The following is a 12,463-nucleotide window of genomic DNA, read 5'->3' as shown; positions in this document are numbered from 1 at the left end:
GAAGTAGATGAAAAAGCAATTATCCATGCTGGCCATCCTGGTCGGCGCCAGCCTCAACGCGCAGGCGGCACAAAGCTCCTTTTTCACCATCGTCGATGACGAAGTCAAAGGCTATGCCAGCGGGATCAGCGGCGATGCCAACGGCCTCATCGGGCTCAACACCAAGAACAACATGGCGGAATACTTCTCCACCGTGCGGTTTGCCGACTTCCTGGTGGATCGTTTCCGTTTCGAGCAGGGTTGCATGCTCTCCAACTCGGTCTGCAACTCCTTCTGGAGCGACAACTCGGGCTTTGCCTACCAGTGGCGTCGCGACTTCCTGGACAAGGTGGATCAACGCAGCAACCTGGGCTACGTGACCAGCTCCGAGGTCGATGGCCTGGTGACGGCCCTCGGGGATGTTCCGGAGGATCGTGTCGGTTACAAGATGAATGGCAAGCTGCGCACCGCCTTTGCCGTGGTCAATGACGGCAACCCGGTCGAGCTCAAGGATGCGGCCAGCACCCACGGCCTGAGCGTCCCCACCTCCATCAAGAAGCTGGACAACGGTCAGTATCTGGTGACCGGTACCGCGGCCAGCGACAAGTATCGCCACAAGGTGGGCGGTGACTTCTACAAGTGGTGTTTCGAGACGGGCAATGACAGCCAGTACGGTGACTTCCGCTACTGCCCCGGGGTCGATACCCAGGCGAGCTTCTGGCTGCTCAACAGCTCGGGCGGGTTCAACAAGCTGATGCAGGCCGGTACCTATGGCCATCAGCGTGACGAGGTGCTGCAAACCGCCTCTGCACTGGGCGTGGCCAAGTACAACGGCACCCTCTACGGCGTGGGCTACAGCTCCACCGGCGAGGTGGGCACCGGTGATCTGGATGGTCGCAACCTCGCCAGCTACTGGACCCTGGATACGGCTGCCGGCACCGTGGGCACCACCAAGATCATCCCGCTGCCGGATGGCGAGCCTGGCAAGGACGATGCCAAGCTGCAACACAGCTGGGCCGTGGCCGTCAACGACAACGGCTATGTGATCGGCAACCAGCGCTATCGCATCAACAAGGGCCAGAACCGCCCGGTGGAGATGTTCCTGTTCAACCTGAGCAAGCCGGGTACGGCGGCCAGCCTTCCTCTCCAGGACAAGCCGGTCTCGGGGGCAGGCTCGGAAGCAGCCGCCATCAACGAGCACAACATGGTGGTTGGCTGGCGCGACTCCCGTCACCAGACCCAACCGGTGGTCAATGGCACCAACCGCATGCAGGAAGCCTTCCTGCTGAACGCGGCCGCCCCGGCCAACAGCTGGTATCTGAACGATCTCATCTGTGGCAAGGATGACGCCGGCAACAAGCAGTGTGCCCAGAACGGCAAGTACTATCACATCGCTTATGCCAGCGGCATCAGCAGCGACGGCACCATTGCCGCGACGGCGTATCGCTATGACAGCGAGAGCGACCTCAACAAACGCGCCAATGCCACCGTGGTCGCCGTCAAACTGACGCCGGCCGTGGCGGATTATCAGGGCAATGCCCCGGCCAGCTATGTGGTCAGCAATGCGCCGGTCAACAACCAGACCGGTCAGGATGGCGGCGAGGGTGGTGGCGGCAGCCTGTTCTGGTTGACTCTGCTGGCGCTGCCCTTTGCCTGGCTGCGTCGCTATCAGCGATAAATAAGTGTCATCAAAAATTAATGCAGTTCAGTATCTTGTGTCACAACCCCTGAATAGCATGGAATTTTTTGTTTGACCCTGCCTCCCCCCTGGGGTAAAGATGAAGGCGACCGGTGAAAAACTGGTCGCTTTTTTTGTTCCACGAAGAGGGTCGTAGATGATGAAGAGACAGAAACGGGACCGTCTGGAGAGAGCTCGCGCTCGTGGTTATCAGGCTGGCGTAGTCGGCAAACAGAAAGAAGCGTGTCCGTACCAGTGCCTGGATGCCAGGGGCCATTGGCTTGGTGGTTGGCGCGATGCCATGGAAGGGCGAGGCTCAGGCCTCTTCATGAAGTAACCGATACTTCATCACTCATTACAAAAGGAAAGGGGCCATCGTGGCCCCTTTACGTTGTCTCTGCTCACCAGGAGCAGGATCAGAATGCGGTGGTGTCTTTGAACAGGCCCACTTTCAGATCGGTGGCGCTGTAGATGGGGCGACCATCCACTTCCACGACGCCATCGGCAATGCCCATGACCAGTTTGCGGTTGATGACGCGCTTGAAGGTGATCTTGTAGGTGACCTTCTTGGCCGTCGGCAGGATCTGGCCGGTGAACTTGACTTCACCGACACCCAGCGCACGTCCTTTGCCAGGACCCCCTTTCCAGCCCAGGAAGAAGCCGACCAGTTGCCACATGGCATCCAGGCCCAGGCAGCCGGGCATGACGGGATCGCCGGGGAAGTGGCAGTCGAAGAACCAGAGATCCGGCGTGATATCGAGTTCAGCCAGGATTTCACCCTTGCCGTGCTCGCCGCCATGGTCGTTGATCTTGACGATGCGATCCATCATCAGCATGTTGGGGGCGGGCAGCTGGCTGTTACCTTCACCAAATAATTCGCCACGGCTGCAGGCAAGCAGCTCTTCACGGGTAAAGGACTCTTTGCCTTGTTCGCACAGGGAGAGGCGGGGATCAGTGGTGTCGTTATCTAGGGTCACGCTGTTTATCCTTCATATGGGTCAAAGCCGGGCCAATTTAGCTTACAGATGTTCGCTAAACAACTCCGATCACTTCATTTAACGGCCAAGCAGCCGATCCAGCACACTGCGCAGCAGGCCGCCACTCTTGGTAGCCGTGCCATTGAGTTCGTCCAGTCTCTCCTGGATGCGACCAAACAGGGTATCCGGCATGTCCGGTTCGCCAGCGACGCAGCCGGTGAGCAGCTCGATAGCCTCTTCCACGTGATCCACCGGGTGGATGTGGAACTGGCCAGCCTCTACTGCCGCGATCACTTCATCAGAAAGGTTGAGCTGCTGGGCGTTGGTGCCTGGCAGCAGAATGCCTTGCTTGCCGGTGAGGCCGTGGATCTTGCACACCCGGAAGAAGCCTTCGATCTTCTCGTTCACGCCACCAACTGCCTGCACATTGCCGAACTGGTCGACCGCACCGGTCACGGCAAAGTGCTGATAGATGGGCTGGCGGGCGAGGGCGGAGAGCAGGGCACACAGGCCGGTCAGGGAGGCGCTGTCACCATCGATCTCGTGGTATGACTGCTCGAACACCAGGTTGGCCGAGAGCGGCGAGGGGTTCTCTGCGCCGAACTTGTTGGAGAGGTAGCCGTGGATGATCATCATGGCTTTGGCGTGAATGTGCCCGGCGAGCTCCGCCTTGCGCTCGATGTCAGCCACATCGCCATCCCCGAGGTGGACGGTCGCGGTGAGGCGTACCGGCTCCCCGAAGTCATAGGGATGGCCGGCCACCTGGATGACGGAAAGGCCGTTGATCTGGCCAACCTCTTCACCGTCGGTCTGCAGCAGGATCTGGCCGTCGATGACACCCTGATCCGATTGCTCCACCAGATAGTTGAGGCGGTAATCCTGCTCTTCCAGGGCGAGCAGGATATGTTCGTCAGTGACGCAGGTCGCTTCCAGCTCGCGGGCCAGGCTGTCGGCCATGCGCATGATGGCGCCGAGCTGTACCTCGGAGAGGGATAGCCACTCCTGGTGGTCACACAGGCGGCTGGCATGGCGACAGAGGGCGAGGAGGGCACTTGGGGTGAAATCCAGCAGCGCCCAGCGCGCTCGCAGCCAGGCGAGATATTGCAGGAAGGCGGGGAGATCTTCCTCTATGTTCACTTCGGAGACCAGATCGGCACGCAGGAAGATGCGCTCCGCCATGTCCCTGTCCAGCATCTGGAATTCCGCCACGTCCAGCCTGTCACCGACCAGGATCAACTTGAACCGGATGGGGGTCGCCTCCGGGGTGAAGAAGGGCGTCAGCGTCTTGCCTTCCTGATAGGCATTCCAGTCCAGCTCGCCTTTTTGCATGGCGTTCTTGAGCTTGAACCAGAGATGAGGCTGATCCAGCAGCTCATCAAGCTGAAGTATCAGGTAACCACCGTTGGCTTCCCGCAGCAGACCGGGTTCCAAAAGGTGCTGGTTGGCGTAAACGGAGCCTTGTTCCGTCTGATAGTTGATGGAGCCGAACAAGGTATCCCAGTTCAGGTCGCGGCCGTAGACGACCGGGGCTTGCTGATCCTCATGATGGATCAGCAGGTTGATGAGCACCGGGTGCTGGAACTCGAGGCCCTGAGCGACATGGGCGGCCAGGTCGGAGAGGAAATCTACGATCTTGGGGTCGTTGTTCTGTTTGCGGATGATCCGGGTGACCAGCCGCTCGGCGTCGAGGTGGTGGCTCATCAGCTTGAGCAGCTCGCCGACCATTTCGCAGAACTCGAAACCCGAGCCCGGTTGCAGGCGCAGCCAGATGGGTTTGAAAGGGTTGTTGAGATTCTCGGTATAACAGAGATCGAACAGGTCGCCATCCTTGCCATTCGAAGAGGCGATCAGGGTCTGGCAGACATTCTCGTAATCTGCACCGGGGAAACCGTTGAGGATCATGACCGGGCAGTCACCATCAAAACTGGCCAGCCGTTTGATACCCGAAATCGCTCTGGGTTGCAGGGCGGCAAACGGAATGGGGTCGAGTTCGCCAAGTGTGGGGAACTGCTCAATCGAGAAAGCGGGTTTTAATTGTTCTGATGTTAATTCAGCCACTTAAGACATCCGGTCGGGGATAGGATCAATTGCCACCATTATACACAGTTCGGTTGAGGGTGACAGAATACCAAGATATTAAATTTAACATAATATACATTATGCGCGGTTAGATTGGGCTCATTTTGAGGGGCCGCCATCATCGTCCAGCCCAGTATCAGAGCGGCTGCGGAGGCCCCGCAATACTTTTTTAGAATGTCGTACCATTCCTTTTTGGCTTCATCTGACTTCGCTCTTACCGCGTGAAGCGAAATCATCACTTCGGCGGGATCCAGTCCTGCTTCCTTTGCCATGTAAATTGCTGTTTCGTCAGTGAATTGCTTGTAGCCTTTATTTATGTCGGTCATGTAAGAACTGGAAAAACCAAGGCTCTCGGCAACTTCCTTAAGCTGAGTCAGGTTTTTTGCTCTCATGTACGCCTGAATTAGGGTTTTAGAGTCCATTTGTCTTTCCTCTTTAACGGTTGTTTTCATTTTAACACAAGAGCCCATTACGATTATCCGCCGTCTTGCGTACTGATTTTTCCAAGCTAATACTCGCTCCATTACGATAATCCGCCGTTAGGTGAATCGATATGGAACGCCAAACCCTACAGCAAGAAGCCCCTGTTTACCACGTCTGCCAGCAATGCGGCGGCGAAGGCTGCCCGGCCTGTTCTGACCTGTGCATCTTGGAAGGTGACATCGAACTTGACCCTTATGAGTGCCGTTATTGTGGATGGATTGGTGGGCACGTTGATGGTTGTGTTTTCGTTGATCCAGACCTCGATTCATCGCCGATAAATGGGGTTATCGGCACCATCCCTGGTGATTACTCATCCATTGAGTCCCGTCTTGCCCATATGAACAAGCTTGCGGCCCATTTCCCGTATAGCGCCAAAAATGCCGGATTGAATCGTGATGTGCTCTGTGACGGTGCCGATTCTGTTCCCAAGGCTGACCCTGTTTGTCCCAAGTGTGGCAAATCCCGTTTCGATTCGGCCTATGGCTGCCTTGCTCCACAGGTCTATTCCCCCGCGGCTGGTGATTGGGTATGCGGCAAAAAGACCGCTGCCCCCTCCCCCAAGTCTACCCCCAAACACGACATCAGTTTTGATGACCGGAATATGTATCAGCGCCGCGAAGATGACCTTCGCCTTGCTGGTGAGTGGGAGGTTTAAGCCATGCCTAATGAGTATTGCTTCTTCATTGCTCTTGGTTCCCTCGTCTTCGTGGTCTCTATCCTTCTCGACATGTGGGGTTCCTTCAAATGATCCGCTTCCCCTCCTACTCCGCTCAAAAGGACCTCAACAATGGACGTACTGTCATCAATGGACGACCTGCCGTCGATGCTGTCTTACATCGTTCTCTGGGTCTTCGTCATTCCAGGGATCTTTCTCACCTTGGTTTGTCTGCTCATGAAAGTTACCTCTACCAATTACGCTCTTCTGAGCCGTATCTGGCGATGCTCCGGCAGCAGTGGGCGGAAGACCAAGCAGCCGCCCTCCCCTTAGACCTCAAGGCCCACTACGCCGACAAAGAGACCCATCATATTCAGGTAGGTTCGTTCGCCTACCTCGATGACAGAGCCTTACTCAAGTATGGCGACATCAACGCCCCCGAGCACTGCCAGCACCGTCATGACATGACCGTGCGCAATCACTACCTCCTGCCCTGGTTCCGTTCTGCCTACACCCAAGCCCTTGAGTACGCCGATTTGCTCACTGCGAACCAGCGTATCAAAGAGCTTTTCGACCTCATGAACGTGTCCGGTGATTGCGGCACCCTCTCCCTCACCTCTGACGATGAAGGGTTCGAGGCATTTGCGGAGCGTCTGGCCAAGCACGTGATGACCCTGCGGAGGGATTATTTCGATGGAGATGAAGAAGAATACCCGGCGTTTCGCGCTGCTCACGCCTTACTCGTTGGATACGATTTTCGAGACCCCGATTTTGACTACGATTTCGAAAATCCCGTCGCTCCTCGCCCGTGCCATTGGCTCAATCGTTGGGTTGACCCTGTTCATTTGGTTCGGCTTATACGTCGTGTTGCTGCTCGCCGTCTCTTTGACGCCTCACGACTTTCTGGAATTGTTCATAAAAACGGACAGCCCTATTCACCCGATTATCTTGTCTCTCGCCGGCTACACCGTACTCGCAAGAATAGAGCCACTCTTTCAGGTCTTGCTGCTGTCAGTCTTGCTGATGGCCTTCATGGATGTCCTCTCACTGATGCTATAGATGCCTCCGTCTCCAATCCCGAGGTTCAACGTGCTGAGCTGATGGCCCGCCTCAAGGGCTTTGAGCAGGTCGCCAAACAGGAGCGCCATGCCGCTCTGTTCCTCACCCTTACCTGCCCTTCCCGTTTCCATCCTACCAGTGGCGGCAAGCCCAATCTCAACTGGTTGGATGCTGGTCGTCCTACCGTCAAAGATGGGCAAGCTTATCTCAATGGCGTATGGCGCAATATTGGCCGTCGCTGCGCTGACAAGGGCACCGACGCCAACCCCAAAGAGCCGATTTCTGTTTACGGATTTCGATTCGCTGAGCCTCATGCTGATGGCACCCCCCACTGGCACGCCATCATCTTCGTCCCTTACAAGCAGGCCAATGAGTTCCGCACCATCTGCCGCCGTGAGTGCTTCAAAGACTCCCCTGATGAGCCGGGTGCCCGCAAACATCGCTTTACCTGCAAACCGTTATCTCTCAAGCGCGGCTCTGCTGTTGGCTACTGCTCCAAGTACATCGCCAAGAACGTTGACGGCTTCGCTGTTGGTGAGGATTACGAAACGGGTACGGCTGCCCTTCAAACCGTCCAGCGCGTTCTTGCCTGGAAGGGAGCCAACAACATCCGCCAGTTTCAGCAGATAGGCGGCCCCACTGTCACCTCATGGCGTGAGCTGCGCCGCATGTCTACACAGGATTACGATATGCCCGGATTTGAATCCCTTTCCCAAGCTGATTGGCTGCTCCTTGAGGCCTGCCGGCGCTCTGCCGATGCTGGCGACTGGGCCGAGTTCTGCGTTGCCATGGGCGGCATTTTCTGCCCCCGTGACCAGCAGGCCCTGCGCCCTGCTTATTCCACCCCTCGCGCCTTCACCCGTCTCAATGCTGGCAACGTGGGTCGCCCATACCACCAGAACGCCGAGGATTTCGAACTCCTCATCAGCCCCGAGGGGCGCATCACCCAGTATGGCGACAAGGCCCGCGCCACCATTGATGGCCTTCTGTTCAACCAGATCCACATCGCCACCCGCCTCAAGCGTTACCAGATCAAGAGCCTGGAAGCGTGGGAGGCCCAGAAGAAGAAAATCCTTGAAGCTGTTCGCGATTACTTCATCACGGCCACTGAGACAGGCGAATACCTCCACATGGCTGATGAGTTGTATCAGGAGGGGCGGCAGAAGCTCTTGGAAGACCTTGATAACTCCCAGCTCCTCGCCCTGGACTGGGCCGACTGGCAGGAGTGGGCAGCGCGCAGCGCTGGCGACTCCTGTCCAGTCGCGCCTCCGGTCCCCTTGGACCCGTGTCAATAACTGCCCGAAGCACTCAACCACCAACTACACAACTCAACGAATCGAGGTAAGAACATGAAAATCATCGCCCAAATCCTGTCGGCCACTGACATCACCACCACAACCAAACCCCGTGATGGCCGCACTGTCACCACTGGCCAGGTCAAGCTGCTCTGTACTGACCCCAGTCAGATCATTGATGTGGCCATCACCGAAGAGCAGGTGGCCGCCGGGTATCACTCATCGCTTAAGACCATCGTCGGCAAAGGCCCGACCGAATTCATGGTTGAGTATCGCTCCGGTTCGTTCGGTGATGACAACAACCGTCACCGCTCTTACAACGGGTTCCGCCTCGTGGATCTCCCTGCCAGCGTCCAGGCAAAGGTGTAAGCCGTGGACGTTGATTACTCCCAACTGATAGTGGCCGCCTCTTACATGCTGCTATTCGCTGTTGGGTTCATGGGAGGGAATCAACGCTGATGGACTCAACAATCGCACTGTATATCGCTGGCGGGTTGCTTGTTTGGCTCGTCGGATATGGTTCTGGCACGGTGTTTCGACACACTCGCCAGATTTTTGAAAAGGCCTCTCGCGGGTCTTGATAGTGGTAAACGCTTATCAATTCTCTGATAAGTGAAACAGTAATCAAAAGGAAACTGATTATGAAAATTCGCAATATGGTTCGTAAGTACGCCGCTCCCGTTCTGGTTGCTGGCTCTGCCCTGGTCTCCGGTATCGCATCCGCTGAAATCGATGCTGCTGCCGTGACTGCCGTCAAGACTGCCGTCATCGCTGACGCTGGCACCGCTTCTGCGGCTGGCTTCGCCATCATGGCCGTCGTTCTGTCCCTGTCCATCGGCTTCGGTCTGCTCCAGACCTTCGCCCGTAAGGGTGCACAAGGCTGATCAACCTCGGGGCTTTGCCCCTGTACTGTCGGGGGGCTCTGCCCCCCTTTTTTATGGGGGATATATGCGCCCGTTCATCATACTCTTTACAGCCTTATTGACCTTCAGCGGCGGCGTGGCTGCTTTTTCCATGTCGTCAGTCATCAAACAGGCTGAAGTAATTCGTGTCAATGCCGTTACCGCTGCCACTAATACCGCCATAACTGTCAGCACAACTATTCGTGGCTTTGCTGCCAATGACCCTTATCAAATTAAAAAGATAGATGTTCCCAAAGCAACCTATATGACTCGTTTTAAAGCGGGTATGGGTGAAACTGGCGGTCTTAAGGGTTTGTTAAAACGTAATGCATGGTACGCTGGTTGGGCTGCTACTATGTTTGCCGCTGGTTGGGCAATGGACGAATTATCAAATCAGCTTGTTTCTGTTAATGGCGTTTCTATTTCTGGGGCTGGTTATTGTCAGATTTTAAATTCTAGCGGGACAGTTTTTATTAACATCTCTAACTTTCAGTCATCTGATGAATGCATTGCTTATGTAAAAACCATGCCTTATACAAATGCCGGTGTTACTTATCAGGGGGCTTTTGCTAACGCTCAAGGTAATTTTACTTATTACAATACCTCTGGCGGTCTTAAATATTACCGTGCATCATTTCAAGGAAAATACCCTGTCCCATATCCATATTATGTCTCTTATAGGGTTTCTTCTGGCGTTGAAAAGCCTAATTTTATCTCTGTATCTGACGATGCTTTATATAATTCACTTATTTCTAAAATGCTGGATGACCCAAATGCGGCCTCTCAGGCCTTTATGGTTCCTGACCCCTGGCCTTATCCCTATCCTGAGGTTCTACCTGACACGGTTCCTTATATCCCGGGTGTTACGCAATCAGATCAAGAGCTGCTTGATTTGTATGCTCAAGGTTTACTCCAGTCCACTAACCCAAACGCCGCTCACTATGTCACTCCTGAGAAGCTTGCTGAGATAGCCGCTTTGGCAGGCCAGTTACAACAGGGCTTAAATCCCGAGGCTGCCGTTGATGCGGCTAACCAAGCCGCTCAATCCCCTGTCACACAAGCCCAACTTGAGGAGTTGATGAAGAAACAAGAGGCTGCTGAGGCTAAGGCTGATGCCGCTGCTGTTACACAAGCCGCCTCCGCTCTGGCTCCTGCCGCCACTGCCCTTGATAAGCTCAATGATGAAAAAGCGGACTTAGAAGGGATGATAACGGATGCCCCTACAGCGCAACCGCCTTCCACCATGCCAAATATATTCAAGTGGACCCTTCCTACTGGTAATTGTCAGCCCTACCCTTTTACGTTCACCATTCAAGCAGGTTCCGCCCATGCTGATGATAATGGGGCTTTTTGCCAAACATATAATGAAGTTGTCCACCCTCTTATATTCTGGTTTTTAAATATGCTCACCGCCATTTACATATTTTCTATATGGTCCCGTACTATGACATCTGTTGTTGGAGGTAGGTAATGAAACTTTTAATTGCTTTTTTGATAGAAAAGATTGGCGAGTTGTTCGCTAAAATAGTTTCTTTCTTTTCACGCAAGGCGGCTGTTGCTGCCTTGATTCTTGCAATGACTACCATGGTTGTTACGTTTACATCAGCCATCAATGGACTGCTTGCAGGTATTTCAACATCTAGTGTTGCCAATGGTTATATCCTCTTTGGCCTCGGACTGCTTCCATCTAACACTGCTGCTTGTATTGCTGCCATAGGTGTTGCCAAGGCTGCCCAATGGCTCTTTATCTGGCAGATGGCACTTGCCCGCTCTGCCTTTGATGGCAAATAAGGGGGTTCAATGAAAGCGCCTTATTTCGTCACGGGGCCTGTTGGCGCGGGTAAGACCGTTAATATGGTCAATATTATGGTCGGGTATCTTAATGAGGGCCGTCCTGTTGCCACTAATATTGATGTTTATCCTGAGCACATGCCCCTCAATGAAATCGGTAAACAGACCCCTATCATCCGGCTTCCCGAAGAGCCACGTTCGTCCGATCTTGAAAACCTCGGCTATGCCTATGAGCGCCCCAAGAAAACCGCCCTTTGGTCTGCCGAAGAACAGCTCTATGACGAATCCAAAAATGGCTGCCTCGCCCTGGACGAAACCGCCTTCTTCATGAATACCCGTGACTGGAACAACCCGGATCGTGCCCAGCTTATCAAGTGGCTTCGGCTTGTTCGAAAGCGCGGCTGGAATGCGTTCCTCGGTGTCCAGGATATCGAGTCTATCGACAAACAGATCGTCAATGCCCTTTGCCGCACTGTCTGCTGGTGCTACAGCACCGACACCATGTTCAGCGCTTCCATGGGGGCCAAGGGTTTCCTTGTCTACCCGCTGATCTGGTTCGCCCGTCTCTTCATCCGGTTTGTGCTTCGAGTTCCCCGTGTTCACGTTGCCAGCTACTTCAAGGGCAAGAGCAAGACCACGGGATCCCCCTGTGGCACCAAATACGCCTGGGGCCGCTGGCTCTACAAGGCCTATGACACCGCCCAGGAATTTGACGATGGCAAAGAGCTGTTTGATTTTCCGATACGAGATTCAAAGGGGCTGATTAAGTGCCGTATCCGGCTTGGTAATGGCGAGTACAAAGAGGCCTATTTGCACCCGTCAGCCATTGATGCCACCCCCGACTGTGAGCGCATCACAGAACCTCGTTTCGTTGATATGCGGGCCTGCTATACCATCCTCCCGGCCAAGTACATCCATCAGTGGTATGGTGCAAAAGACCAGGCGAAATCCCCTTCATCGGATGCGCCTCAAATCCGATTCCCGATCACCAACCCCTTTCAGATCCCCCGTTGGGCTATCATGCGGTTTGCCGACCACGTTGCTCGCCGTCAGAACATCCCCATGATTCTTGTTTTGCTCCGCTGGGGCATCGTCAACCATGCTACAGCGTTGCGTCATCCCGAGTTCGGCAAGGTTGTTCGCCGTAATTACTGGCTGCGCAAGTATGGCCTTAAAGCCCGTCTCAACTACTACGGGCAGCTCACCCTTACCCGATCTCTCCAATACCATCAGGGCTATACTCTGACCCCCTCTGTTTGATCCCTGATAAAGTATGTGAAGGGCGCGCGCGCTTCACCCCCCTCCCCCTTCAGATGCAAGCTGTAGGGGGCGTGGTTGGGTCGAGTGAGCGCCTTTTTCTTTTGCAGTTATCCACGGCTCGGAACCCCTTATCCATCAGGCAGTCCCCCGGTCTCCCCAACGGGGAGATGTCCCCGCTGTTGGGGGCCTTCGCCTTGGAACAAGGCGCGTATAGCCTCCCGATAACCACCGGAGTCCAAGTTTCCGCCCTGCGGCCGTAGGCCGCCCTGAGCGAAGCGAAGGCAAGAAACAACTACCCCGAGTGG

12 protein-coding genes are annotated in these 12,463 nt (G+C 55.0%); 9 read left to right on the top strand and 3 right to left on the bottom strand.

Annotation, left to right across the window (positions count from 1 at the left end):
- Positions 1–7 precede the first annotated feature (7 nt).
- Together I6L32_RS17615 and rmf are read left to right on the top strand one after the other, a co-directional pair.
- Entirely contained in the window at positions 8–1,657 is a 1,650-nt protein-coding gene (locus I6L32_RS17615) for a DUF3466 family protein (RefSeq protein WP_010674760.1), read from the top strand.
- A gap of 160 nt (positions 1,658–1,817) precedes the next feature.
- On the top strand, positions 1,818–1,994 hold the full coding sequence (rmf, locus tag I6L32_RS17610; protein ID WP_010674759.1) for a ribosome modulation factor: 177 nt from the start codon (positions 1,818–1,820) through the stop codon (positions 1,992–1,994).
- 79 nt (positions 1,995–2,073) lie between these two features.
- Here rmf and fabA read toward each other — a convergent pair whose 3' ends face one another.
- The 3 genes from fabA to I6L32_RS17595 all read right to left on the bottom strand — a co-directional run bounded on the left by fabA (position 2,074) and on the right by I6L32_RS17595 (position 5,135).
- Complete coding sequence (gene fabA, locus I6L32_RS17605) at positions 2,074–2,634, bottom strand: 3-hydroxyacyl-[acyl-carrier-protein] dehydratase FabA (RefSeq protein ID WP_010674758.1); 561 nt, start codon at positions 2,632–2,634, stop codon at positions 2,074–2,076.
- Between the two features lie 78 nt (positions 2,635–2,712).
- The gene (locus I6L32_RS17600) at positions 2,713–4,692 is read right to left on the bottom strand and encodes a Lon protease family protein (RefSeq protein WP_103260134.1); all 1,980 of its coding nucleotides are present in this window, start codon (positions 4,690–4,692) and stop codon (positions 2,713–2,715) included.
- A 38-nt stretch (positions 4,693–4,730) separates the two neighbouring features.
- Positions 4,731–5,135 (bottom strand): DUF3693 domain-containing protein, encoded by a 405-nt coding sequence (locus I6L32_RS17595; RefSeq protein WP_216944268.1) that lies wholly within the window; start codon positions 5,133–5,135, stop codon positions 4,731–4,733.
- Between the two features lie 131 nt (positions 5,136–5,266).
- Here I6L32_RS17595 and I6L32_RS17590 point away from each other — a divergent pair, with 131 nt between their 5' ends.
- The 7 genes from I6L32_RS17590 (at position 5,267) to I6L32_RS17560 (ending at position 12,158) form a co-directional block, all read left to right on the top strand.
- Positions 5,267–5,851 carry a hypothetical protein gene (locus I6L32_RS17590; RefSeq protein ID WP_216944267.1) on the top strand — a complete coding sequence of 195 codons (585 nt, stop codon included), beginning with the start codon at positions 5,267–5,269 and terminating at the stop codon, positions 5,849–5,851.
- An 89-nt stretch (positions 5,852–5,940) separates the two neighbouring features.
- The gene (locus tag I6L32_RS17585) at positions 5,941–8,205 is read left to right on the top strand and encodes a replication endonuclease (RefSeq protein WP_216944266.1); all 2,265 of its coding nucleotides are present in this window, start codon (positions 5,941–5,943) and stop codon (positions 8,203–8,205) included.
- Between the two features lie 54 nt (positions 8,206–8,259).
- On the top strand, positions 8,260–8,574 hold the full coding sequence (locus I6L32_RS17580; protein ID WP_216944265.1) for a hypothetical protein: 315 nt from the start codon (positions 8,260–8,262) through the stop codon (positions 8,572–8,574).
- A 272-nt stretch (positions 8,575–8,846) separates the two neighbouring features.
- The gene (locus I6L32_RS17575) at positions 8,847–9,089 is read left to right on the top strand and encodes a hypothetical protein (protein ID WP_106886770.1); all 243 of its coding nucleotides are present in this window, start codon (positions 8,847–8,849) and stop codon (positions 9,087–9,089) included.
- Positions 9,090–9,153: 64 nt separating this feature from the next.
- Positions 9,154–10,578: a hypothetical protein gene (locus I6L32_RS17570; protein WP_216944264.1), complete on the top strand. Its 1,425-nt coding sequence runs from the start codon at positions 9,154–9,156 to the stop codon at positions 10,576–10,578.
- Positions 10,578–10,898, top strand: a complete 321-nt coding sequence (locus I6L32_RS17565) for a DUF5455 family protein (RefSeq protein WP_139736329.1) — start codon at positions 10,578–10,580, stop codon at positions 10,896–10,898. The genes I6L32_RS17570 and I6L32_RS17565 overlap by 1 nt, the downstream gene beginning before the upstream one ends.
- Before the next feature lie 9 nt (positions 10,899–10,907).
- On the top strand, positions 10,908–12,158 hold the full coding sequence (locus I6L32_RS17560) for a zonular occludens toxin domain-containing protein (protein WP_216944263.1): 1,251 nt from the start codon (positions 10,908–10,910) through the stop codon (positions 12,156–12,158).
- The last annotated feature ends 305 nt before the right edge of the window (positions 12,159–12,463 follow it).

It is taken from the genome of Aeromonas sp. FDAARGOS 1402 (genome assembly GCF_019046925.1).
In the GTDB taxonomy this organism is placed as follows: Bacteria; Pseudomonadota; Gammaproteobacteria; order Enterobacterales; family Aeromonadaceae; genus Aeromonas; species Aeromonas caviae.
The sequence above is the reverse complement of the archived record's forward strand: the minus strand, read 5'-3'. Positions and strand labels throughout refer to the sequence as shown.